The organism is Halomonas sp. NCCP-2165, from assembly GCF_023708045.1.
Taxonomy (GTDB): Bacteria; Pseudomonadota; Gammaproteobacteria; order Pseudomonadales; family Halomonadaceae; genus Bisbaumannia; species Bisbaumannia pacifica.
On the sequence record NZ_BRCY01000013.1, the window covers coordinates 52,197 to 76,580 of the forward strand.

At 66.1% G+C, this 24,384-nt stretch carries 21 protein-coding genes and 1 pseudogene; 13 read left to right on the forward strand and 9 right to left on the reverse strand.

All coding sequences use genetic code 11. From position 1 onward, the window contains the following. The 7 genes and pseudogenes from NFU04_RS16500 to NFU04_RS08845 form a co-directional block, all read left to right on the forward strand. Positions 1-120 (forward strand): annotated as a pseudogene (locus NFU04_RS16500) (cyclopropane-fatty-acyl-phospholipid synthase); the annotation flags it as partial. Between the two features lie 63 nt (positions 121-183). Next, on the forward strand, positions 184-369 hold the full coding sequence (locus tag NFU04_RS08820; RefSeq protein WP_251309088.1) for a class I SAM-dependent methyltransferase: 186 nt from the start codon (positions 184-186) through the stop codon (positions 367-369). Between the two features lie 12 nt (positions 370-381). Beyond that, positions 382-735 (forward strand): class I SAM-dependent methyltransferase, encoded by a 354-nt coding sequence (locus NFU04_RS08825; RefSeq protein WP_285835135.1) that lies wholly within the window; start codon positions 382-384, stop codon positions 733-735. A 63-nt stretch (positions 736-798) separates the two neighbouring features. After that, positions 799-1,725 (forward strand): GGDEF domain-containing protein, encoded by a 927-nt coding sequence (locus NFU04_RS08830; protein ID WP_251309090.1) that lies wholly within the window; start codon positions 799-801, stop codon positions 1,723-1,725. A 450-nt stretch (positions 1,726-2,175) separates the two neighbouring features. Continuing rightward, positions 2,176-3,741: a BCCT family transporter gene (locus tag NFU04_RS08835; protein WP_251309091.1), complete on the forward strand. Its 1,566-nt coding sequence runs from the start codon at positions 2,176-2,178 to the stop codon at positions 3,739-3,741. Continuing rightward, the gene (locus NFU04_RS08840; protein WP_251309092.1) at positions 3,665-5,761 is read left to right on the forward strand and encodes a CocE/NonD family hydrolase; all 2,097 of its coding nucleotides are present in this window, start codon (positions 3,665-3,667) and stop codon (positions 5,759-5,761) included. The genes NFU04_RS08835 and NFU04_RS08840 overlap by 77 nt, the downstream gene beginning before the upstream one ends. 82 nt (positions 5,762-5,843) lie before the next feature. Continuing rightward, the gene (locus tag NFU04_RS08845; protein ID WP_251309093.1) at positions 5,844-6,758 is read left to right on the forward strand and encodes a LysR substrate-binding domain-containing protein; all 915 of its coding nucleotides are present in this window, start codon (positions 5,844-5,846) and stop codon (positions 6,756-6,758) included. 26 nt (positions 6,759-6,784) lie between these two features. Here the strand turns inward: NFU04_RS08845 and NFU04_RS08850 are convergent, their stop codons facing one another. After that, the gene (locus tag NFU04_RS08850; RefSeq protein ID WP_251309094.1) at positions 6,785-7,189 is read right to left on the reverse strand and encodes a group II truncated hemoglobin; all 405 of its coding nucleotides are present in this window, start codon (positions 7,187-7,189) and stop codon (positions 6,785-6,787) included. A gap of 123 nt (positions 7,190-7,312) precedes the next feature. Here NFU04_RS08850 and NFU04_RS08855 point away from each other — a divergent pair, with 123 nt between their 5' ends. Continuing rightward, entirely contained in the window at positions 7,313-9,280 is a 1,968-nt protein-coding gene (locus NFU04_RS08855; RefSeq protein WP_251309095.1) for a RecQ family ATP-dependent DNA helicase, read from the forward strand. Here the strand turns inward: NFU04_RS08855 and NFU04_RS08860 are convergent. Continuing rightward, a complete protein-coding gene (locus tag NFU04_RS08860) occupies positions 9,180-9,881 on the reverse strand; it encodes a hypothetical protein (protein ID WP_251309096.1) in 702 nt (233 codons plus the stop codon). The two genes, NFU04_RS08855 and NFU04_RS08860, sit on opposite strands and share 101 nt — an antisense overlap. A gap of 21 nt (positions 9,882-9,902) precedes the next feature. Beyond that, on the reverse strand, positions 9,903-11,462 hold the full coding sequence (locus NFU04_RS08865) for a sigma-54-dependent transcriptional regulator (protein WP_251309097.1): 1,560 nt from the start codon (positions 11,460-11,462) through the stop codon (positions 9,903-9,905). 256 nt (positions 11,463-11,718) lie between these two features. On the opposite strand from NFU04_RS08865, the gene phhA reads away from it, so the two are divergent. The 4 genes from phhA to NFU04_RS08885 all read left to right on the forward strand — a co-directional run bounded on the left by phhA (position 11,719) and on the right by NFU04_RS08885 (position 15,860). Continuing rightward, positions 11,719-12,525 (forward strand): phenylalanine 4-monooxygenase, encoded by an 807-nt coding sequence (phhA, locus tag NFU04_RS08870; RefSeq protein WP_251309098.1) that lies wholly within the window; start codon positions 11,719-11,721, stop codon positions 12,523-12,525. 30 nt (positions 12,526-12,555) lie between these two features. Continuing rightward, positions 12,556-12,894 (forward strand): 4a-hydroxytetrahydrobiopterin dehydratase, encoded by a 339-nt coding sequence (locus tag NFU04_RS08875; protein ID WP_251309099.1) that lies wholly within the window; start codon positions 12,556-12,558, stop codon positions 12,892-12,894. Further along, positions 12,895-14,082, forward strand: a complete 1,188-nt coding sequence (locus NFU04_RS08880; protein ID WP_251309100.1) for an amino acid aminotransferase — start codon at positions 12,895-12,897, stop codon at positions 14,080-14,082. A 275-nt stretch (positions 14,083-14,357) separates the two neighbouring features. Beyond that, positions 14,358-15,860: an NCS2 family permease gene (locus NFU04_RS08885; protein WP_251309101.1), complete on the forward strand. Its 1,503-nt coding sequence runs from the start codon at positions 14,358-14,360 to the stop codon at positions 15,858-15,860. A 64-nt stretch (positions 15,861-15,924) separates the two neighbouring features. On the opposite strand, the gene NFU04_RS08890 is transcribed toward NFU04_RS08885, so the two are convergent. The 3 genes from NFU04_RS08890 to NFU04_RS08900 form a co-directional block, all read right to left on the reverse strand. Continuing rightward, positions 15,925-17,184 carry a D-amino acid dehydrogenase gene (locus NFU04_RS08890; protein WP_251309102.1) on the reverse strand — a complete coding sequence of 420 codons (1,260 nt, stop codon included), beginning with the start codon at positions 17,182-17,184 and terminating at the stop codon, positions 15,925-15,927. Between the two features lie 171 nt (positions 17,185-17,355). Further along, positions 17,356-18,642: an MATE family efflux transporter gene (locus NFU04_RS08895; RefSeq protein ID WP_251309126.1), complete on the reverse strand. Its 1,287-nt coding sequence runs from the start codon at positions 18,640-18,642 to the stop codon at positions 17,356-17,358. Positions 18,643-18,771: 129 nt separating this feature from the next. Then, positions 18,772-20,715: a putative bifunctional diguanylate cyclase/phosphodiesterase gene (locus NFU04_RS08900; protein ID WP_251309103.1), complete on the reverse strand. Its 1,944-nt coding sequence runs from the start codon at positions 20,713-20,715 to the stop codon at positions 18,772-18,774. A 245-nt stretch (positions 20,716-20,960) separates the two neighbouring features. Between NFU04_RS08900 and NFU04_RS08905 the strand changes: the two genes are divergently transcribed. Next, positions 20,961-21,752: a 2OG-Fe dioxygenase family protein gene (locus tag NFU04_RS08905; RefSeq protein ID WP_251309104.1), complete on the forward strand. Its 792-nt coding sequence runs from the start codon at positions 20,961-20,963 to the stop codon at positions 21,750-21,752. A 68-nt stretch (positions 21,753-21,820) separates the two neighbouring features. Here NFU04_RS08905 and NFU04_RS08910 read toward each other — a convergent pair whose 3' ends face one another. From NFU04_RS08910 to NFU04_RS08920, 3 genes are all read right to left on the reverse strand, one after another. After that, positions 21,821-22,402 (reverse strand): YceI family protein, encoded by a 582-nt coding sequence (locus tag NFU04_RS08910; RefSeq protein ID WP_251309105.1) that lies wholly within the window; start codon positions 22,400-22,402, stop codon positions 21,821-21,823. A gap of 64 nt (positions 22,403-22,466) precedes the next feature. After that, positions 22,467-23,012: a cytochrome b gene (locus NFU04_RS08915; RefSeq protein WP_251309106.1), complete on the reverse strand. Its 546-nt coding sequence runs from the start codon at positions 23,010-23,012 to the stop codon at positions 22,467-22,469. 186 nt (positions 23,013-23,198) lie between these two features. Then, positions 23,199-24,380, reverse strand: a complete 1,182-nt coding sequence (locus NFU04_RS08920) for an O-succinylhomoserine sulfhydrylase (RefSeq protein WP_251309107.1) — start codon at positions 24,378-24,380, stop codon at positions 23,199-23,201. Positions 24,381-24,384 lie beyond the last annotated feature (4 nt).

The following is a 24,384-nucleotide window of genomic DNA, read 5'->3' on the forward strand; positions in this document are numbered from 1 at the left end:
CGGCGGATGTTCCGCTACTACCTGTCCGCCTGCGCCGGTGGCTTTCGCGCCCGCCACCTCCAGCTCTGGCAGGTGGTCTTCTCCCGGGGACGCCTGGGCCGCTACGACGCCCCTCGGTAACCAACCGCTCGCCTGGAAGACTGGCGCTCTCACCACTCCCGTGCCGACGACGACCGACCCCAGATGGCCTGGCTGGCCAATGTGGATGAACGCTGGCACGAGATCGCCGCCAACTACAACGAGCGCACCCGGCGGATGTTCCGCTACTACCTGTCCGCCTGCGCCGGTGGCTTTCGCGCCCGCCACCTCCAGCTCTGGCAGGTGGTCTTCTCCCGGGGACGCCTGGGCCGCTACGACGCCCCTCGGTAACCACCCGTTCCCCTGGAAGACTGGCGCTCTCACCACTCCCGTGCCGACGACGACCGACCCCTGATGGCCTGGCTGGCCAATGTGGATGAACGCTGGCACGAGATCGCCGCCAACTACAACGAGCGCACCCGACGGATGTTCCGCTACTACCTGTCCGCCTGCGCCGGTGGCTTTCGCGCCCGCCACCTCCAGCTCTGGCAGATGGTCTTCTCCCGGGAGCCCCCGGCGCGTTATGATGCCCCGCAGCAACTCTCCCGGCGCCAGGTTCGAATTGTAGCCAATTTCCTACAAGGGCCGTGGAAAATCGCCTACTTCCAAGAGACGATACCCCCCCAAATCTCGACGGGTAGGATGTTTGTTCGTTAACGACTAATAAAGTCGCCGGCACCGACCGGCGGATAATAAGAACATCACATGCAGGGAAGGCCCATGCCTTTCGATACCCCCACCCTGGAGCAGACCAGGGAGGCCTCGCAGCCGTTGGCGCTCCTCGGCGACCGCCTGCCGGGGCTGATCTTCCAATGCTATCGCAGCGCCGAGGGTGCCATCCGTTTCCCCTACCTGGCCGGCGCCGACCGCCAGGTGCTAGGCGATGCCGGTCAACGGCGACGCCTCGCCACGGATGGGCGCCACGCCTTCGACCGAGTCCATCCCGAGGACTTCCCACGGCTGATGGTGGCCGTGGAGCGCTCCGCCAAGAGCCTGAGCCTGATCGCCACCCAGGTGCGCCTGACCCGCCCCGGGGGCGACGAGGCCTGGTTCGGGGTACGCGCCCAGCCGGAACCCCACGGCGATGGCACCCTCTGGCACGGCATCATGGTCGATATCAGCGAACAGATCGCCCACCAGGCGCATCTGCGCGAACTCTCCGACACCGACGAACTCACCGGCCTGCCCAACCGCCGCAAGCTGATGAGCTGCCTGGATCACCAACTCTCGCTGAGCTGTCGCCACGGCACGCCGCTGTCGTTGATCCTCTTCGACCTGGATCACTTCAAGCGGGTCAACGATACCTGGGGGCACCTCAAGGGCGACGAGGTCCTGGGGCGACTCTCCGAGCTGTGCCAGGAGTTGTTGCGCGGTGAAGATATGCTGGCGCGACTCGGCGGCGAGGAGTTTGCCGTGCTGCTGCCGCTGACCCCGAGGCTCCAGGCCCTGAGCGTGGCACAGCGACTCCGCGAGCGAGTCGCCGACCACGACTTCGGCCTGCCCCGTCACCGTCTCACCATCAGCCTGGGCGTCGCCGAATATCGCATCGGCGAGAGTCGCGAAGCGCTGATCGATCGCGCCGACTGTCATCTCTATGTCGCCAAGGAGTCGGGGCGCAATCGTGCCATCGATGCCCCGGAGCGTTAACGCGACCGGCATATCTCGTCATTCGGGTCGCCACCGGCGTTCCGAATGACGCCATGCATGATCCCGGCAAGCCCCCTCGACCAGCATCAGACGCCTCGAGCCAGCGAGCGCCTGCTTCGCCAGCGTGTCGCGCAGCGATCCCCGTCACCGAGCCGGAGGCGGCGATGCGTGATGTCATCGAAGCTATCGAGGCAGGGCACCACCGCTGGCGAATCCGCTATCCCCCCAGGCCAGCCATCATCGCGGGAAATCGCGCTGGCAGCCGTGGCTTGAATACCGGGCCGCTCGGGCTCGACCACAACACGCCGCGGCGACTCAGCAGGCGCATGCCCTGAAATCATGCCCCCATACGCAAATCGCGTTTGCGGGGGGAGCCCGGAACAAGGGTAGGCTACCCGTCCATGTCCCGGACGCATTCGGGTACCAACGATAACAAGTGGAGTACGGTGTATGACGCTTACCATGAGGACCTGGGTCTTCTGGCCTACCTTCTTGATTTTGATATCAGCAGTAATCGCAAGCTTCATCGACCTTGAGGGCTTTCTGGCTTTTACCAGCCAGTTAAACGACGCCGTCCTCGATCGTTTCTCTTGGCTCTTTAGCCTCGGCAGCCTCTATCTGCTGATGATGGCAGTGGTGGTGTACTTTTCGCCATTAGGCAAGGTGCGCATCGGTGGTCAGGATGCCACCCCGCTGCTGTCGCGTATGCGCTGGTTCTCGATCACCCTATGCACCACTCTCGCCGTTGGGGTGCTGTTCTGGACCACCGCGGAGCCGCTCTACCATCTGATGGGGCCGCCCGCATCGCAAGGCTTCGATGCCGGATCGACCGAGGCGGCCCTCTTCGCCATGTCGACGATGTTCCTGCACTGGGCCTTCACTCCCTACGCCATCTATGCGGTACCCGCGCTGATCTTCGCCCTGTCCTTCTACAATCGGCGTCAGAAGTTCTCAATCTCCAGCATGCTTGAGCCATTATTCGGTCAGCGTATCACTCGCTTCGCCGGACTGATCGATGCCCTCGCCCTCTATTCACTGGTGGCCGGCATGGCAGCGACGCTGGGGACAGGGGCCATCACCTTGGCCGGGGGTATCGGCCAGTACCTGGAGGGCGACACGACCCCGCTCCGCCTGGGCATCATTATCTCCATCATCGTGACAACCTTCGTTCTATCGGCCGCCAGCGGCCTGCAGAAAGGCATCGCTCGCTTCTCGGCGCTCAACGCCTGGCTGCTGCTGGCCCTTGGCGTGTTTGTGTTTATCTTCGGCCCCACCGTATTTATGCTCAAGATCGGCGCCGAGTCGTTTGGCGTCTATCTCGACAACTTCTTCACCATGAGCCTTTTCACTGGCGCCGCAGGCGATGATCGGTGGCCCTACTGGTGGTCGATCTTCTACTGGGCGATCTGGTTCGCCTGGGCTCCGGTAGCCGCACTGTTCCTGGGTCGCATCTCACGGGGCTACACCGTACGCGAGTTCCTGCGCATCAATCTGCTTTATCCCGCCTTGTTTGCCGTGGTATGGATCACCATTTTCTCTGGCGCCACGCTCTATTTCCAAATGCATGGTGGGCTGGATCTGAACAGCGTCTTGACCGATCGCGGCGTCGAGCATGTGCTCTATCGCCTGTTCGGCGAGCTGCCGCTTTCCCAGCTATGGATCCCACTATTGCTGTTTATCGCCTTTATCTCTTACGTCACGGCAGCCGACTCCAATACCGATGCCATCGGCAACCTGTGCACTCGCGGCCTGACCGCCGAATCCGACTTCAGTGCGGGCATTCCGATGAAGGTCGTCTGGGGTTGCGTGGTTGGCATCATCGCCTGGGTAATGACCAGCTTCGTGGGAATCGACGGCGTCAAGATGCTCTCCAACCTCGGTGGCCTGCCGGCCTTGATGATCATCATGCTGGCCAGTAGCGCCCTGTGGCGCTGGCTCAATGACCCGAGCCTACTGGACACTTCATCGCCTCATCACGACACCCATGCCTCCCACACCGGACAGAAGGCCGAATAACATGCGCGTGAAGACAGACTTTCCTCGCCGAGTTCGAGAAATCGAGCATCTGGAGATTCCGCTCTCGGATGGCACCAAGCTGGCGGCCCGGATCTGGCTGCCGGAGGATGCCGAGGAACACCCGGTGCCGGCGATCCTCGAGTATCTGCCCTATCGCAAGCGCGATGGCACCCTGGTACGCGATGAACTGACCCACCCCTACTTTGCGGGCCATGGCTATGCCGGCGTACGCGTGGATATGCGCGGCAACGGCGAATCAGAGGGCCTGATGGCCGATGAGTATCTGCCGCAGGAGCAAGCCGATGCCCTCGAGGTGATCGAGTGGCTGACCCGACAGCCCTGGTGTACCGGCAAGGTCGGCATGATGGGGATCTCCTGGGGCGGCTTCAACTCCCTTCAGCTAGCGGCGCTTCAGCCGGAACCACTGAAGGCCATCATCACCTTGTGTTCTACGGATGACCGCTACACCGACGACATCCACTACAAGGGGGGCAACCTGCTTCACGAGAACCTGGGCTGGTCGGCCACCATGCTCAGTTTCTCCGCGGCACCGCCCGACCCCTTGCTGGTGGGCGATGCCTGGCGCGAACGCTGGAAGGAACGCCTCGACAACATGCCCCTGCTGGCCGAAACCTGGCTGAGTCACCAGACCCGTGACGACTACTGGAAGCATGGATCGGTCAACCAGAACTATGGCGCCATCCAGGCCGCGGTCTATGCCATTGGAGGCTGGGGCGACGCCTACAAGAACAGCGTCTCCCGGCTGATGGAGCACCTGCGCAGCCCATGCAAGGGGCTGATTGGCCCGTGGATCCACAAGTACCCGCACTTCGCGATTCCCGATCCGGCCATCGGCTTTCTGCAAGAGGCGCTGCGCTGGTGGGACCACTGGCTCAAGGGAATCGATACCGGCATCATGGAGGAGCCGGCCGGCACCTTCTATCTTCAGGATTCCCTCCCGCCCAAGCCGATGTACCGGGAACGACCGGGCGCCTGGGTGCATACCGAGGCCTGGCCGTCGGAGCGTGTTCGGTCCCACCGGTATTCGCTCACGCAGCGAGGCCTGGCAAGCGGTGACGCTCCCCTGGACGCGTCGCTCACCATCGATTCGCCGCTTACCGCCGGCAGCCACCAGGGAGAATACTGTGCCATCTGGTTCGGTCCCGACCTGCCCGGCGACCAGCGCAGCGACGATGCCCTTGCCCTGTGCTTTGACAGCGAGCCGATGAGCCAGACGGTTGACATCCTGGGCAAGCCCAGGGTCCAGCTGAGGCTGGCCAGTGATCAGGACTGCGGGCAGTTGACCGTACGCTTGAGCGACGTTCAACCCGATGGCCAAGTGGCTCGCATCACCTACGGCGTACTCAACCTGTCGCTGCGCGATCATGAGACAGTAGCGCGCCCCGTGCCGGGCGAGCCGATGGACATCGAGCTGGAGCTCGACATGATCGGCTACCGATTGCCGGCCGGCCACCGCCTGCGCGTCGCGGTGGCCTCGGCCAACTTCCCGCTGCTCTGGCCCACCCCCAAGCGGGCGGCACTCACCCTGGTGCCCGGCATGCAGCGCCTGGAGCTACCGGTATTCGAGGGTGAGGTCGCCGCCAACCCCTTCGAGGTACCGGAAGCGGCCCAGCCCGCCAACATCAAGACGCATCGTCAGGCGGAGCCACGTCGCACTATCCAGGAGGATGTGGCCAGCGGCGAGGTCACCGTGATCGTCGAGGACGACCTCGGAGCCATGACGATCGAGGACCACGGCTATCATGTCGAGCAGCGTTGTGAGGAACGCTATACCGCCCATCCGGAAGATCCCACACGGGCGCGTGCCGAAATCGTCTGGCACTACCGGGCGAGCCGCGAGGAAGGGCCTGGACACTTCGACGTTGCCGTGGAAAGCCGCTACTGGCTGACCTGCAACGACACCGACTTCTTCATCGAAGCCGAGCAGGTGGCCCATGATGAAGGCGAAGAAGTGCACCGCAAGCGCTGGCAGACGACGGTCCCACGCCAGGCGGTCTGAACCTGTGCCGTCACCCTCAAGCGAGAGGGTGCGGCATGCTATCCTCGGTGACGGACTGATTTGCCCGTCGCCGAGATACCCCATGACTGCCCGTGATGCCCTCCCCCCGCTACAGTGTTTACGCGCCTTCGAAGCCGCCGCCCGGCATGGCAGCTTCACCCAATCGGGGCGCGAGCTCAGCCTTACGCAGAGCGCCATTAGCCGTCAGATCAAGCGCCTGGAGGACGACCTGGGAAGGCCACTGTTCGAGCGTGACCCTGATGGCCTGCGCCTCACGCCAGCCGGTGTGCACTTCTATAACATCGTACGACGGATACTCCGCGAGCTTGCCGACGAGACCTCCCGCCTACGTCGCCACGGCAATAGTCACCAGTTGACGCTGGCTACCAGTCCCACTATCGCCTCGGTATGGCTGGCACGTCTGCTGCCGGTGTTTCAAAGCGAGAATAAAGACATCGAGATTCGCATCCTCACGGCGGAAGACCCCTGCCGTCTGGACCTATCCGAATTCGATCTGGGCCTGTATTACCACGTCAAGGACCTGGTCGATCCCCCTGGCCTAGAGGTGGAAGCAGTGTTCTCCAATGAAGCGGTGATCGCCGTTTGCAGTCCGCGTTACATGGAACTTCATGGGGCAATCGCCGATGCGGATGATCTACTCGATAACCACACGCTTCTTATCGTCGAGGACCACTTCAACGACTGGCTGACCTGGAAAGACTGGTATCGTGAGCTCAACCTGCCCTGGCATGAACCCGGTCATTGCCTGCGAGCCAACAGCTATCAGCTACTCATACACGCCACCCTGGCCGGCCAAGGCGTTACCCTCGGCTGGGCCAGGCTGCTGCACGACGACATCACCCAGGGAAATCTGATCCAAGCCCTGCCTTATGCCCTTCCTAGCCTAGGCAACCTCTCGCTGCTTACTCCCAAACATCGCCACCTTACCCCGGCAGCACAGCGCTTCCGACAGTGGATGCTGAATGCCACGAGATAAACCAGCCACACTCCGGGACTAAACACCTAGCGTGACCGGCACATCTCGGCGGGGTGACGCAACTGCGTCAGCAGGTAGTGACGCAACGGCTCGGCTACCGCCATCTCCGCCAAGGCCACCGCCATGCAGCCAAGCCAGGCATCGCGCTCCGCGGGACCGATATCCAGATGCCGATGAGCGGCGGGAATGGCGATCGGGCCGAAGCGCTCCCGATAGCGCCGGGGGCCCCCCATCCAGCCGATCAGGAAGGTGGTGAGCTTGTCCCGGGACTCGGCCAAGGAATCGGGGTGCATGGCGCGAATGCGCCTTGCCTCGGGAAGGCGATCCATGGCCGCATAGAAGCGGCGCACCAGCTCCGCCACCGCCGCTTCGCCGCCCAGGGCTTGCAGGGTGGCGTCGCCGACGCCATAGAGGGGGGCCCGGGTGGACATCAAGACTCCTGTCGCTGCGAGTGGCCTCGAGAGTGAATGAGGCCCTCCATTATGCCACTCCTGCGGCACCGACGCAGGCAGGGTAAGATGGCCCGACAGTCATCTCAGGGACCTTCCCCCGCCATGGACACCATCGATACCACCCTGCAGCGGGTCTTCGGCCATGACGCCCTGCGCCCCGGGCAGCGCCCGGTGATCGAGGCCATCGTCGCCGGTCGCTCGGCGGCGGCGATCTTCCCCACCGGGGCCGGCAAGTCGCTCTGCTACCAGTTGCCCGCCCTGCACCTGCCTCACCTGACCCTGGTGGTCTCGCCCCTGCTGGCGCTGATGCAGGACCAGCTCGCCTTCCTCGCCCGCCACGGCATCGCCGCGGCGAGCCTCGACTCCACCCAGAGCCGCGAGGAGGCGGCACGGGTGATGGCGGGGGTACGCCAGGGCGAGATCCGCATCCTGATGGTCTCGGTGGAGCGCCTCAAGAACGAACGCTTCCGCGCCTTTATCCGCGACCTGCCGATCTCGCTGCTGGTGGTGGACGAGGCGCACTGCCTCTCGGAGTGGGGCCACAACTTCCGCCCCGACTACCTGAAGCTGCCCGCCTACCAGCGGGAGTTCGCCATCCCCCAGGTGCTGCTGCTCACCGCCACCGCCACGCCCCGGGTCATCGCGGACATGCGCGACGCCTTCGGCATCGCCGCCGAGGACGTCACCACCACCGGCTTCTATCGCCCCAACCTGCATCTCGGCGTGCATCCCACGACCGAGGCGGAGCGCGCCCGGCAGCTGGCGAGCTGGCTGACGCCGCGCCTGAGCGGTCCCAGCCCCGAGCCAACCATCGTCTATGTGACCCTGCAACAGGGCGCCGAGCGCCTGGCCGCCTACCTCAACAAGGCCGGCCTGCCCGCCCGGGCCTATCACGCCGGCCTGGATCATCAGCGCCGCGACGCCATCCAGGCCGCCTTTATGGGCGGCGAGCTGCACTGCATCGTCGCCACCATCGCCTTCGGCATGGGCATCGACAAGGCCGATATCCGCAACGTGGTGCACTTCGACCTACCCAAGTCGATCGAGAACTACAGCCAGGAGATCGGCCGTGCCGGCCGCGATGGTGCCCCCTCCCAGTGCCTGATGCTGGGCGATCGCGGCGCCCTTACCGTGCTCGAGAACTTCGTCTACGGCGATACCCCCACCCGCCTGGGCATTCGCCGGGTGCTCGACGAGATCGCCGCTGCCGGCCCCCAGTGGGAGCTGACCCTCAACGCCCTGGCCCAGGAGAGCGATATCCGCCCCCTGCCGCTGAAGACCCTGCTGGTGCAGCTCGAGCTGCGCGGGGTGATCGCCCCCCGCTACAGCTACTTCGCCGACTACCGCTTCGAATGCCTGAGCGAGCCGGCGGCGCTGGTCGAGCGCTTCCAGGGCGAGCGGCGGGCCTTCGTCGAGGCGCTGCTGGAGGCCGCCCCCAAGGCGCGCCGCTGGCACGCCCTGAACCTGGAGACCCTGGCCCGCCTGGGCGCCGAACGCGGCCTCGACGTGCGTCGCGAGCGGGTCCTCAAGGCCCTGGAGTACTTCCAGGAGCAGGGCTGGATCCGCCTGGAGAGCAAGGGACTCACCGAGGTCTATGCGGTGACCGGCCCGATCGAAGCCGCCCCCCTGAGCGACGACCTCCATGCCCACTTCCTGGCCAAGGAACGGGCGGAACTGGCACGCCTCGATGCCATGCTGACGCTGTTCGAGAGCGACAGTTGCCTGAGTCGGCGCCTGGCGGCCTACTTCGGCGACACCCAAACCCCCGAGCGCTGCGGCCACTGCTCCGCCTGTGCGGGCCAGCCCGCCAGGCTACCGGCACCAAAGACGCCGGCCCCGCCCTCCGGCGAGGCCCTGGCGGCGCTCTGCCGGCCGCTGGTCGCGGCGCTGGCGGAGGCCGGCCTGCCGGCCACGGCGGCACTGCTGACGCGCTTCCTGTGCGGCCTCACCAGCCCCTGGCTGACCCGCCTCAAGGCGCGCCGCCTGGACGGCTTCGCCGCCCTGGAGGCGCACCCCTATGGCCGGGTCCGGGAAGCGGTGGAAGCACTGGGGCTGGCCCACGAGCCCTGATTAGCGCCATTAACGCCGGCGGCTCGCCCAGAGGGTGGCCAGGTGCACGGGCAGATAGAGGACCAGGGGCCAGCCGATCATCAACAGCGGCAGATAGAGGATAGGGGGCCAGGGCCTCCTGGGGGATTCCGAAGGGCCCCTCGACCCAGTTGATATTGCGCTCGGCCTCGGTGACGAGATAGGTCAGCGGGATCACCGCCGCGGTGAGCAGGGCCTGGCCGGCCAGGGCGCGGCGATCATAGCCCAGGCGCCAGACCGCGAACCCCGCCACCAGTGGCAGCCCCAGGTGATAGAAGGAGAGGCCCCGGGTCAGCAGGGGCTGCCCCACATCGAACATGTATTCGGTGCCGCCGATGGGATGGACGCCGAACAACGCCGCCCCCGCCACGTCCAGGCCCCACAGCAGGCCCACCAGGGCCACCGCCAGCCACTGCATGGAGCACAGCAGGCGGCTCTCCCGCCACAGGCCGACCAGCAGCAGGAAGTTGGCCAGGTTGCATAGCCAGAAGAAATTCTGCGAGCCCAGCAGCCAGGCATAGGTCGGCGCCCAGACCAGCACCCAGAGACTAAAAACCAGCTTCAGCCCCAGCGGTATCCTCATCGACGAGCCCCCTCTTCCCGCTTATTCCTCTCCCCCGATCCCATGACGCTTGAGCTTGTTGGCGATGGTGGTATGCGAGACCCCCAGGCGCTTGCCCAGTTGACGACTCGACGGGTACTGGGGGTAGAGGGCCGCCAGCACCCGGCGCTCCACCTCGCCGAGGATCTCGGCCAAGGGCCCCTCCAGGTCGATGCCATCGAGGCCCTGGCGCTTGCCCACCGCCGGCAGCCGCAGGTGCCCCGCCTCGATCACCTCGCCCTCGCAGAGCGAGGCCGCCTGGAAGAGCACGTTCTCCAGTTGACGCACGTTGCCCGGCCAGTGGTAGCCGGCCAGCCGCACCAGGGCCTCGGCGGAGAGGCGTGGCAGGGGGCGGCCGATCTGGCGGGCGGCGCGGTCGAGAAAGTGCTCCGCCAGGGGTTCGATGCCGTCCAGGCAGTCGCGCAGCGGCGGCACCGTCAGGGAGAGCACGTTGAGGCGATGGTAGAGATCCTCCCGGAAGCGCCCCTCGGCGCACAGCGCCGGCAGGTCCTGCTGGGTGGCGCAGATCACCCGCACGTCCAGGTAGGTCTCCTCGTCGCTGCCCACCCGGCGGAAGCCACCGTCCTGCAGGAAGCGCAGCAGCTTCACCTGTAGCCGCGGGCTCATCTCCCCCACCTCGTCGAGGAAGATGGTGCCGCCGGCGGTCAGCTCCAGCAGCCCCAGCTTGCCCTCCGGGCGTGCCCCCTCGAAGGCGCCGGGGGCATAGCCGAACAGCTCGGTCTCGGCCATGGACTCCGGCAGGCCGGCGCAGTTCAGCGCCATAAAGGGCGCCTGGCCCCGGGGGCTGGCCAGGTGACAGGCCCGTGCCAGCAGCTCCTTGCCGGTGCCGGTCTCCCCCTGGATCAGCAGGGGAGCATCGAGGGGGGCCATGCGCCGCGCCTCGCGGATCACCGCGGCGAGCCGCGGGCTGGCCTGAAAGAGCGCATCGAAGCCGCGCGACTCCTGACGCTGCACCTGGTAGATGCGCTCGCCGATGCGATCGGCCCGATGCAGGGTCACCACGGCCCCGGCCAGGGAGGTCACATCGTCGTCCTTGTCGCTGTGCAGCGGCGAGATATCCGCCAGGTAGGTGGCCTCCTTGAGTTTGAGCCGCAGGCCATTGACCCGAGCGTTGTTGCGGCGGATCAGCGCCGGCAGGTCGAGGTCCGGCAGGTAGCGATCCAGGGAGAGCCCCGGTACCTCGTCCACCCGTACCCCCAGCATCTGCCCGGCGGCACGGTTGGCGGCGACGATATGCCCCTCCATGTCGATGGACATCACCGGGTCGGAGAGCGACGACAAGAGCGCATCCAGCTCCAGGTGGCGCCGCTCGCTGGGCATCAGGCTGACCCGCTTGACCCCGAAGACCCCGGGAATCTGCTCCAGCACCGGCTTCAGCGTCGCCAGTTGGGCGTTGAGCAGTTGCGGCAGGTAGAGGTAGATGGTGTTGCCATGATCGCCGCCCACCTCGCCCCGGGCCACATTGACCCCGTAGTCGGCGAACTGGGCGACGATATCCCGCAGGATGCCGATGCGGTTCTGGCAGTGAAACTTCAGTCGCATAGCCGTCTCGTGAAATAACGTGTCGTGCCGCCGCTTTGGGCGTCACGCTGACCTGACCGGTTTGTAAAGATATCGTGACACCGGCAGGAGCACCTGGCAAGCCACACCTCTCGGGGCCATTTTGCGACCAGGAACGCCATGACGCCGCCGCGGGTCGTAAGGGTAGGTTGACGGCAGGGCACTGGGGCTCGGGTTCAGCTCTCAACCGCTGCCGTCTACACTGCAAGAGCGTCCACGGCCAGGCCGGAGGTGCCCCATGACGACCCAGTATCAGGCCCATCAACCCGATGCCCGAGGCCATATCACCTACAGCGCGGTGGAAAACGCCACCTGGCAGGCACTGATCCAGCGCCAGCTCGAGCTGCTTCCCGGACGCGCCTGCCAGGCCTACCTGGACGGCCTGGAGCGCCTCGCCCTGCCCCGGGAGCGCCTCCCCCAACTGGCCGAGGTGGATCGCGTGCTGGAGACCGCCACCGGCTGGCGCACCGCCCCGGTGCCGGCGCTGATCCCCTTCGACACCTTCTTCGCGCTGCTGGCCGACCGGCGCTTCCCGGTGGCCACCTTTATCCGTACCCCGGAGGAGATGGACTACCTGCAGGAGCCGGATATCTTCCACGAGCTCTTCGGCCACTGCCCCATGCTCACCCATCCGGCCTTCGCCGATTTCACCGCCACCTATGGCCGCCTGGGCCTGGCGGCGAGCCCCGCCGAGCGGGTCTATCTGGCGCGCCTCTACTGGATGACGGTGGAGTTCGGCCTGGTGGAGACGCCCCAGGGCCGGCGCATCTATGGCGGCGGGATCCTCTCCTCCCCCAAGGAGACCCGATACGCCCTCTCGGAGGCCCCGGAGCACCATCCTTTCGATGCCCTGGATGCCCTGCGCACCCCCTATCGCATCGATATCCTCCAGCCCCTCTACTATGTTCTCGATCGCCTGGAGGCCCTGCAGGAGCTGGCCCGGCGCGACATCATGGCCCTGGTTCATCAGGCCATGGCGCTGGGCCTCTATCCTCCCCGTTTTCCTCCCAAGGAGGCGGCGAGCGAGTCCCGGGCCACCCATTGAGTCATCAGCCGACCGACCAGGAGCCACGCCATGAGCGAACTAGCCAAGGAAACATGCCAGGCCTGCCGCGGGGATGCCCCCCAGGTCACCCCGGAGGAGCGCGACGCCTATCTGGCCGAGCTGCCCCAGTGGCAGATCGTCGAGCGCGATGGCATCATGCAGCTGGAGCGGGTCTTTACCTTCCGCAACTTCCAGCAGGCCCTGGCCTTCACCAATCGGGTGGGGGAGATCGCCGAGGCCGCCGGTCACCATCCGGCCCTGCTCACCGAGTGGGGCAAGGTCACGGTGACCTGGTGGTCCCACGAGCTGAAGGGCCTGCACAAGAACGATTTCATCCTAGCCGCCAGAACCGACGAGGTAGCAGCGTAAATGTTCGAGCAGATTCAGCGGGTGCCCGGGGATGCCATCCTCGGGCTGATCGAGGCCTTCAACAAGGACACCAACCCCAACAAGGTGGACCTGGGGGTCGGGGTCTACCGTGATGCCAAGGGCAACACCCCGGTAATGCGCGCCGTCAAGGAGGCCGAGGCGCTGCTGCTGAAGAACGAGACCACCAAGACCTATATCGGCTCCCATGGCGACCCCCGCTATGGCAAGGTGATCCTGCCGCTGATCTTCGGTGCCGACTCCCCGGTGCTGGACGCCGGCCGCGCCAGCGCCACCCAGTCCCCGGGCGGCACCGGTGCCCTGCGCCTGGCCGCCGACTTCATCAAGAGCCAGCTGCCCGGCAAGGGGATCTGGGTCAGCGATCCCACCTGGCCGAACCACCTGGGCATCTTCGAGGCCGCCGGCCTCAAGCTCGGCAAGTACCCCTATGTGGACGCCGAGAACCGCCTCGACTTCGCCGGCATGCTGGCCGCCCTCAAGGAGATCCCGGTGGGCGACGTGGTGGTGCTGCATGCCTGCTGCCACAACCCCTCCGGCTTCGACCTCTCCCAGGAGCAGTGGCGCCAGGTGCTGAGCGTGGTCCAGGAGCGCGAGCTGCTGCCGCTGGTGGACTTCGCCTACCAGGGCTTCGGCGAGGGCCTCGACGAGGACGCCTTCGGCGTGCGCCTGCTGGCCGAGAACCTGGACGAGGTGCTGATCACCAGCTCCTGCTCCAAGAACTTCGGCATCTACAGCGAGCGCACCGGCGCCATGATCGCCGTGGCCAAGACCCACGAGCAGATGGAGAACGTGCGCTCCCAGATGGCCATCGTGGCCCGGGAGAACTACTCCAACCCGCCCTCCCACGGCGGCGCCATCGTCACCGAGATCCTCGAGTCCGCCGAGCTGGCCGCCCAGTGGCGCAGCGAGCTCACCGAGATGCGCGACCGCATCAACGGCCTGCGTCAGGACTTCGTAGCGGCCCTCAAGCCCCACGGCCTGGCCGAGAAGTACGCCTGCGTCGGCGAGCAGCGCGGCATGTTCTCCTACACCGGCCTCGCCCCGGAGCAGGTGGATCGCCTGCGCGACGAGTTCGGCATCTATATGGTGCGCTCCGGCCGCGCCAATGTGGCGGGCTTCTCCACCGAGAACCTGGAATACCTGGCCAAGGCCATCGCCGCGGTCAACTAAGCCGTCGGCACTCCCGCCAGTCGCGATGCCCGGGCCTTGGCCCGGGCATCGTGTTTTCTATCAGCCGCGCCCGCTAGCTCCCTCTTTTCTCTTTGCTCTTTCGCCATGAGAAATGGCATGACTTGCGCTGATATATCAGTGGGTTAGAATCCGCCGCCTACCATCGTCGGACGCTTCGCACAAGCAAAAATTGACCAGGCGGTCAGCTTTGGGTCAGACTGATTCCGCTAATCAAGCCTTTGCCTTGCCACAACGTCCAATAACACGAGGCCACTATGTCCGCTCCCGCCGTGCACTACCCCTGGTACAAGAAGGAGGACACCGATGCCTTCTTCGCCCTCTTCCAGAACAATATCGCCAACTTCGTGATCATCGCCATCACCATGCTGGGCCTGGGCTTCCCGGCCTCCATCGTCTTCGGCCAGGTGCTGCCCGGCGCCGCCGTGGCGGTGATGGTGGGCAACTTCTACTACGCCTATAGCGCCGCGCGCCTGGCCCGCAAGGAGAACCGCGCCGACGTCACCGCCCTCTCCTACGGCATCTCCACCCCGGTGATGTTCGTCTTCCTGTTCGGCGTGCTGCTGCCCGCCAAACAGCTCACCGGCGACGCCGAGCTGGCCTGGAAGGTGGCCGTGGCGGCCTGCTTTATCAGTGGCGCCATCGAGGCGGTGATCAGCCTGATCGGCCGCTGGGTGCAGCGTAACCTGCCCCGGGCCGCCATGCTCGGCGCCGTGGCCGGGGTCGCCCTGACCTTTATCGCCGGCGAGATGCTCTTCAAGACCCTGGAGATCCCGGTGGTGGGCCTGCTGGTGCTGGCCATCATCATCGTCGGCCTGGTGGCCCGGGTGGCCATGCCCTTCCGCCTGCCCACCTCGCTGTTCGCCATCATCATCGGCTCTGCGCTGGCCTACCTGATCGGCGCCACCGAGGAGGGCCAGTTCTCTGACGCCTTCACCCACCTGGGCTTCTATCCGCTGCTGCCCAATATGGCCTGGTTCGAGGGCCTGGGACTGCTGTTCACCAGCATGCTGGCGATCCTCACCGTGGTGCTGCCCATCACCCTCTACAACGCCATCGAGACCATGAACAACGTGGAGGCCATGGAGGCCGCCGGCGACAAGTACGACGTCCGCGAGTGCCAGGCGGTGGATGGCGTGGGCACCATGCTCGGCGCCCTGTTCGGCGGCGTCTTCCCCACCACCGTCTATATCGCCACCGTGGGCGCCAAGTGGATGGGCGCCGGCCGCGGTTACAGCCTCCTCAACGGCGCCGTCTATGCCATCGCCACCATGTTCGGCCTGATCGCCGTGCTGGCGGCGATCATCCCGGTCTCGGTGGTGGCGCCGATCCTGGTCTTCGTCGGCATGTCGATGATCGCCACCGCCTTCCAGGCCAATGACACCCGCTACTACCCGGCGGTGGCCCTGGCCATGCTGCCCTACTTCGCCAACTACGTGATGACCCGCTTCGGCCGCGCCGCCGAGGAGACGGTGGCCGGCATCTCCAGCGGCATCGTGCCCCTGGGCCAGGGCGCCATGTTCACCGCCATCATGCTCGGCGCCATGACCGTCTCGGTGATCGACCAGCAGTTCCGGCGCGCCGCGGCCTTCGCCCTGGTGGCGGCGGGCTTCTCCTTCGTGGGCCTGATGCACGCCCCCAAGCTGGCCTTCAATGCCGCCCCGGACTTCGCCCTGGGCTATGGGGTGATGGCGGCCTTCTTCGCCTACTTCGCCCTGCAGGGTGCCAAGCAGGAGCGTCCCCTGCCTTCCGGCGATTGATTCCCAGGCCCCAACGCAAGCGGCCCCGCCAATGGCGGGGCCGCTTGCGTTTCGGGGCAACGGATCAGGCGGCGTAGCGCGCCACGTCCAGACCCATGGGGTCGATACCGGGACGACGCCCGCCCATCAGGTCGGCGAGCAGCTGGCCGGAGCCGCAGCTCATGGTCCAGCCCAGGGTGCCGTGGCCGGTATTGAGCCACAGGTTGTCGTACTTGGTGGCGCCGATGATCGGCGTGGAGTCCGGGGTCATGGGGCGCAGGCCGGTCCAGAACTCCGCCCGGGCCATGTCGCCGCCCTCGGGGAAGACATCCTTCACCACCATGCTGATGGTGGCGCGGCGCTTCTCCAGCAGGCTCAGGTCGTAGGAGGCCAGCTCGGCGGTGCCGCCGACCCGGATGCGGTCGTCGAAGCGCGAGATCGCCACCTTGAAGGTCTCGTCCATCACCGTGGACTGAGGCGCGCCGCCGTCGTCCACCACCGGGATGGTCAGGCTGTAGCCCTTGACCGGGTAGATGGGCAGGCGGATATCCAGGTCCTTGACCAGCATCGGCGAGAAGCTGCCCAGGCAGACCACATAGGCGTCGGCGGTGAGCTCGCCGGCGCTGGTCACCACGCTCTCCACCCGGCCGGCGCTGCGCTTGATGCGCTCGATGGTCACGCCGAAGCGGAACTCGACGCCCAACTGGTCGCGGCAGTAGTCGGCCAGCCGGTTGGTGAAGAGGTGGCAATCGCCGGTCTGATCATCGGGCAGGTGCAGGCCGCCGACGAACTTGCCGGGCACCCGGTTGAGGGCCGGCTCCACCGCCTTGACCTGTTCGGCGTCGAGCAGGTCGTGACGCACGCCGCACTGCTCGAGCACCTTCATGTCCTTGGCCACGGCTTCCACCTGGTAATCGTGGCGGAACAGCTGCAGCAGGCCCCGCTGGCGGTCCTCGTAGCGGATGCCGGTGTCGGCGCGCAGGGTATCGATGCAGTGGCGGCTGTATTCCGCGACCCGCACCATGCGCTCCTTGTTCACCGCATAGCGGTCGGCGGTGCAGTTGTTGAACATCTGCATCATGAAGCGCGCCATGGCCGGATCCATCTTGGGCTGGATCTTCAGCGGGGCATGCTCCTGGAACATCCACTTCACCGCCTTCTGGGGAATCCCCGGCGCCGCCCAGGGGGAGGAGAAGCCGAAGGAGACCTGACCGGCGTTGCCATAGCTGGTCTCCATGGCCGGCGCCTCCTGGCGGTCGACCACCGTGACCTCATGCCCCTGACGAGCCAGATAGTATGCGCTGGTAACACCTACGACGCCGCTGCCGAGAATCAGGACCTTCATCGCCTACCCCTCTTGTCATGCCATTGTTCGGGTTGGCCGGCGGCTGCCGGCGCAATGGACGCAGTATAGGCCTACGATGACAGCAAAATATTCCAAATATTAAGTTTTAATCATAGATTTCAAACAAAGAATCTCACTGATACGACTCAATCCAATAATAGAACGGTGTTTTTAAATTGTTTTCACTGCCCTGTTTATCCGGGCCCGCAACAGCCGCCGACTCCACTGCCAGGCCAGGGCCCCGGCCAGCAGGTTGCCCAGCGCCGCGCCCGCCGCCAGGCCCATCAGGTCTCCCAGTCGCGCCCCCAGCCACAGGCAGGGCAGATAGCAGAGGAAGAGCCGCGCCGCCGACATCAGCATGGAGCGCAGCGGCCAGCCCAGGGCATTGCCCGCCGAGACCATCAGCATGCACAGCCCCAGCAGCGCATAGCTGGGCAGCAGGAAGCGCATCAGCACGGCCAGGTCCTGCTGCACCTCGGGGTTGCCGGAGAGGCCCGCCGCCACCCAGGGGGCCAGCAACGCCAACACGCCCCCCAGGGCCAGCTGCCAGCCCACCACCAGGCGCACCGCCAGGCGCAGCAGGCGGTCGACCTGGGCCCAGTCACCGGCGCCGTAGCAGCGCCCCAGCCAGGGCGGCAGCGACATGGTCAGCGCCAGCACCACCACCAGGGAGAGGGTCTCCAGGCGGCTGGCCAGGCCCCAGGCGGCCACGCTCGCCTCACCCAGGGTGGCCACCACGGCGATCGCCAGCATGGCCGCCAGGGGCGGCATCAGCTGTCCGAGCATGGCCGGCCCGGCGATACCCAGGAAGGGGCGTGCCGAGCGCCGCGCCTCGTCGAGGAGCCCCTCCAGGGCGAGCCAGGCCCGACCCGCCAGGCGCCGCCCGACGATGATCAACCCCAGGGCGAAGGCCAGGACCGTGGCCCAGGCGGCACCGGGCAGGCCCCAGCCCTCCCAGGGCCCCAGGCCGAAGATCAGCAGCGGGTCCAGCACCAGGTTGGCCAGGCTGGTGAGCACCATCAGCTTGCCCGGCAGGCGGGTATCGCCATGGGCACGGAAGAGGCTGTAGCCGAAATAGAGCAGGGCCCCCAGCCAGGCGGCCAGCAGTTGCGGCGCCCAGTAGGCGCGAATCAGGCTCAGGGTGGCACCGTCCGCCCCCAGCAGGGCGAAGATCGGCGCCTGGATCAGCCACAGCAACAGCGCCAGGCCACCCAGCACCGCGGCCCCCAGCAGCAGCACCAGGCTACCCAGGCGGCGGGCCCGCTGCGCCTCGCCGGCCCCCAGGGCTCGGGAGATCAAAGCGGCGATGGCGATCCCCAGGCCCACCTGGATGCCGATGATCAGAAAGCTGAGGGGAAAGGTGTAGGCCTGGGCCGCCAGGGGAGCGGTGCCCAGGCGGGCGATAAAGGCACTGTCGGTGAGCTGAAAGCCCAGCAGGGCCAGCACCCCGAGGGTCATGGGCCAGGTCTGGCGCCAGAGCTGGCGGGCCAGGCTCGGCGAGGCGGTGGTGGATACGGACACGTCGGCTCCGGGATGAAACGTTAGCCGGCTAGTGTAACGTCTCTCCTCCCCCGGCGGCAGGTCGCCTCAGTTGGTCAGGCCATCCCCGTCGAGCACCAGGGCCCCCAGCAGGCGGCGGGTATCCTCGGCGGCCATCGGCTTGAAGCAATAGTAGCCCTGCACCAGATCACAGCCCAGATCCCTCACCAGCTCCAGTTGCTCCTCGTTCTCGACCCCTTCGGCCACCACCTCCAGGCCCAGTTGATGGCCGATAAACACCGCCGCCGCCATGATCGCCCGATCGCTGGGCTGATCCGGGGCATCGTGCACGAAGCTGCGATCCACCTTGAGGGAGGTCACCGGAAAGAGCTTGAGATAGCTCAGCGAGGAGTAGCCGGTGCCGAAATCGTCGATGGCGATCTTCATGCCGCGATGATAGAGGCGCCGCAGGTTGTCGAGGAGGCCGCTATTGGCCTTGATCAGCACGTTCTCGGTGAGCTCGATCCCGATATCCTCGGGCTCCAGCCCATGCCGCTCGAGGGCCGCCTCGAGGCGGGTGAAGAGCTCGGGGTGCGCCACCTGGCGCCCGGACAGGTTGATATCGATACGGTAGTCGCCGAGCCCCTCGGCCTTCCATTCCGCCCGCTGACGACACGCCTCCTCGATCACCCAGTCGCCGATACGCTCGATCAGTTGGGAGCGCTCCGCCACCGGAATAAACTCCGCCGGCGATACCACGCCCCCCTCCCGGGGAAACCAGCGCAGCAGCGCCTCGACCTGCTCGACCCGGCCGCTCACCGCCGAGACCTGGGGTTGATAGAAGAGTTGCAGCTCGTTCAGGCGCAGCGCCTGCTGCAGCCGCTCCACCATCTGATGCTCGTGGACCAGCTCATCCTGAAGCTTCTGATTGAAGAACCAGTAGTGCTGGGTGGCGGAGAGCTTGGCGCGATTCTTGGCCACGTCGGCGTTATGGATCAACTCCAGGGCGGTGGTGCCGTTATCGGGAAAGAGGCCGATACCCAGGCTGGCGGTGATATGCACCTCCCGCTCCCCGATCTGGAAAGGCAGCAGGAAGGCGTGAAGCACCTTGTCGACCAGGCGCATGGCGTCGTTGTCGTCGCGCAGCTGCCCGAAGGCCATCACGAACTCGTCGCTGCCGAAACGCGACAGCAGGTCGGAGCTGCGCTGACAGTTGCGCAGCCGACGGGCCACCTGACGCAGCAGCATATCGCCCTGGGCATACCCCTGGGCATCGTTGATCTCGGCGAAGCCATCCAGATCGATAAACAGCACCGCCAGGTTATGGGCCTGACGGCGACACCCCTCCAACTGGGCCTCCAGCTCGGTCTCGAAGGCCCGCCGATTGGGCAACAGGGTCAGGGTATCGAAACGGGTGACGAACTCCAGGTCGCGATGGGCCTGCTTCTGTACCGAGAGATCCACGTCGACGCAGAACATCAGGGGATCCTCGGTCTGTTCACCGAGCATCACATGGTGGGAGAAGACCGCCACCGGGCCACCGGACTTATGGCGCAGCTCCAGCTCCGCGGCGGGAATCTCGCGGCCCTGCTCCACCCAGTCATGGTGGGCCTGGATCACGCCCTCGCGCATCGCCTCGGGGATGATCAGGTCCTCCAGCAGTTGCCCCTGGGCCTCCTCCGGAAGGTACCCGTAGAGCTGGGTGCTGGCGGCGTTCCAGTAGATCACGCGCCGATTGCGGTCATACCCCTGCACCGCCACCTTGGGCAGGCTCTCCAGCAGGGCGCGAAAGCGCTGCTCACTCTCGCTATGGCGACGCTGCACGTCCACCAGCTCCCGCGAGACCTCCCCGAAACGGCGTCGCTTCCCTCGACGATACAACAGGAGAGCCGCCCCCAGGGCGCCACAAGCGGCCAGCACGCTGAGGAGCGACGCCGGCCAGCTAGCAATGGCCAGGACCGTGAACCCCAGCAGAATCCCGATCAACAGCAGGGTGTCGAGGGATCGCCTGCCGCTCGCGGTGGCGTGGGAAGAACGGGACTTTGCCGGCACGTGTCTTATCCATTCTCGTCATTGAAGGGCGTCATCTTAACGCATGCGCCGGGAGGCGACAGTTTCCTTCCACTTACCCTAGCAGGCCGAGGCATGCCTGCCCGGCGAGCCGCCAACGCAATCCCGCCCATGATATACATTTTTTGACATTTCTTACGCTCTATTTACAGGCTTGATCTATTGCCACGGCAATGATTCACGTTTTCCGTCGCCATGCCGGCGACATTCCCCAAGAGGATAGACCCATGAAACAGGAAAGCCTCAAGCACGGCTATGATCTCTCGACTCTGATCACCAAGGCGCCGGCCCCCTACTGGGATCCGGAGGTGGCTCACACCCTGGCGCAGCAGGACTGGTGCGTCACCGATATCTCGTCGCGACTCGACCTGGATGCCTGGGGCGGCTTCCTCGCGACCCTGCCCCGCGATCCCTACGTCAATCGTCGCTGGAAGCGCATGGCCTGGCTCTCGGTGGCCGACGACGGTGCGGTGGAGGTGATGGGGGACTGCCCCATGGCCCAGGGGGGCCGTTTCAATGATGCCGAGAGCATGGCCGACAAGCTGCGTTACTACCCGAGCCTGGAGGAGGAGTTCCTGGAGCGGGCCGATGTGCACGACTTCGTGCGTCACTGGGCGCGGCTGTGGGGGATCGGCCCCAAGGAGCCGATCCTGATGCAGATCACCGGCGTGCGCGGCAAGGGCACCCATGATCCCCTCCAGGGCCAGGGCATCCATGCCGACGGTTGCCGCTTCCTGAGCATCCTGGTACTCAACCGCGACAATGTCGCCGGCGGCACCAGCCGCGCCTATGCCGACAAGGCGGGCAACCGGGTAGTGATGGAGCACACCCTGGCCCCGGGGGAGGTGCTCCACCTGCGCGACGACCGGCTCTTCCATAGCGCCGATGCCCTGCACCAGGTGACTCCCGACGCCCCCTTCGAGCGCTTTATCGTGATCATCAACAGTCGCTTCGTGGATCCGTTCCAGAACAAGATGCTCAAGCGCTATTTCCCCGATGCCGTGCTCGATCCCCGCTAATCCATCGCCATAAACATAAAAAAACGCCGGCTCCTCGCGGAGCCGGCGTTCTCGTGAGAACCCGGTGATTACTGGCGAATGCCCTCGAAGGTGACATAGAGCTCGAGCTCGTGCATCGCCTCGGGGAGGGCACTCATGTCGATGCCGTAATCGCCGAGGGTCAGGGTGGTGCTGCCCTCGAAACCGGCCCGGTAGTTGCCCCAGGGATCGTCGCCCTCGCCCAGCAGGGTCACCGGCATCTCGATGGCCTGGGTCTCGCCCTTGAGGGTCAGCTCGCCGCTCAGCACGCCCTCGCCCTCGCCACTGGGCTCGAAGCCGGTGGAGACGAAGGTCGCGGTGGGGAAGGCGTCGGCGCCGAGGAAGTCGTCGCTGAGGATATGACGATCGCGCTCGGCATGGTTGGTGTTGAGGCTGTCGATCTGCACCTGCATCTCGACGCTGGAGGCCTCCGGGTTCTCCGGGTCATAGCTGAAGCCGCCTTCGAAGGTCTCGAAGCTGCCCAGGAGATAGGAGAACCCCAGGTGACTGATCTTGAACTGCACGAAGGCGTGCTGGCCCTCGGTGTCGATCACATAGTCGGCGGCCTGAGCCTGGCTCAGCGGGATGAGAGCGGCGGCGGCCAGGGTGGCCAGGGCGGTCTTCTTCAGCATAAATCACTCCTTGTGGGTCGGCGTCGACTCCCGGGGACACCCCGGGAAGCGGATAACGACGGGGTCAGTGGGAACGGGCGACCAGCATGCGCCGGAGCACGTCGTGGCGGCCGAGAAAATGGTGCTTGAGGGCGGCCAGGGCATGCAGGCCGGCCAGGCTCATCAACGCCACGGCGCTGTACCAGTGCACCGAGCCGGCGATGGACGCCTGATCGGGCAGCCCGCTGATCAACGCCGGCACCTCGAACCAGCCGAAGACGTCGATGCCGCGCCCCTTGGCGGTGGAGATCAGATAGCCACTGACCATTACCGCCAGCATCAGGCCGTAGAGGCCGATATGCCCGAGATGAGCGGCCAGTCGCTCGAGGCGCCTGCCGGGCACCCGGGGCGCCGGCTGCACCAGCCGCCAGACCAGCCGCGCCAGGGTCAGCCCCAGCACCAGCATGCCCAGGGAACGATGCCACCAGGGCGCCAGGTTGTACCAGGCGTCGTAGTAGCCGAGATCGACCATCCACCAGCCCAGTACGAAGAGCCCGATGATGGCCACGGCACTGATCCAGTGCAGGGCGATAGTGATCCAGCCCCAGCCGCTGCGGTGATTGCGCCACATCCTCGCCGTCCTCTTGAAACATGATAAGGCGTAGCTTAATCACTCCACGGAAGGGATGCATCCCCGGCGAAGTAAAGGGATTATTTCCCAACAGGAAACAGTGGCCGGGGAACTTTTGCTCCAGGCCCCGAAACGACGCTCGCCCCGCGAGGCGGGGCGAGCGTCGTGACCAGGACTCGAGGCGACCTAGAGGGCATCCAGGCCGCGGGCCAGGTCCGCCTTGATATCCTCCAGCGACTCCAGCCCCACGGCGATGCGGATCAGCCCCTGGCTGATGCCGGCGGCCTCCCGCTGGGCATCGCTCAGGCGCCCATGGGTGGTGGTGGCGGGATGGGTGATGGTGGTCTTGACGTCACCCAGGTTGCCGGTGATGGAGAGCAGCCGGGTGGCATCGATCACCGACCAGGCGCCCTCGCGCCCGCCCTTGACCTCGACCCCCAGGACGGCGCCATAGCCCTGCTGCTGGCGGCTCGCCAGGGCATGCTGGGGATGGCTCTCCAGGCCGCTGTAATGAACCCGGGTCACCGCGGGATGGGCCTCCAGCCACTGGGCCAGGGCCAGGGCCTGGTCGCAGTGGGCGCGCATGCGCAGCCCCAGGGTCTCCAGCCCCTTGGTGAAGATCCAGGCGTTGAAGGGGCTCATGCAGGGGCCGCAGGTACGCACCACCCCGAACAGCTCCTCCAGCTCCTGATTGCGCCCCACCACGGCGCCGCCGATGGCACGCCCCTGGCCATCCAGGTACTTGGTGGCGGAGTGGATCACCAGGTCGGCGCCGAGCGCCAGGGGCTTCTGCAACGCCGGGGTCAGGAAGCAGTTATCGATGGCCAGCCAAGCCCCGTGACGATGGGCGATCTCGGCGAGGGCGGCGATATCCACCAGCTCGGAGAGCGGGTTGGACGGCGTCTCGGCGAACAGCAGCTTGGTGGCCGGGGTGATGGCGGCCTCCCAGGCATCCAGGTCGGCCAGTTCCACATAGCGGGTGGTGATGCCGAACTTGCCCAGGTACTTGTCGAACAGGCTGACGGTGGAGCCGAACAGCGAGCGCGACGCCACGATCTCGTCCCCGGCCTTGAGCAGCGCCAGGGCGGTGGAGAGGATGGCCGCCATGCCGGAGGCGGTGGCCACGCAGCGCTCGCCGCCCTCCAGGGCCGCCAGGCGCTCCTCGAAGGTACGCACCGTGGGATTGGTGAAGCGGGAGTAGACGTTACCCGGCTCCTCGCCGCCGAACTTGCGCGCCGCCTCGGCGGCGCTGCCATAGACGAAGCTGGAGGTGGGGAAGATCGGCTCCCCATGCTCCTGCTCCGCGGTACGCCGGTGGCCGGCGCGGATCGCCAGGGTGTCCAGCGACCAATCCGATGTCTGATCCATGGAA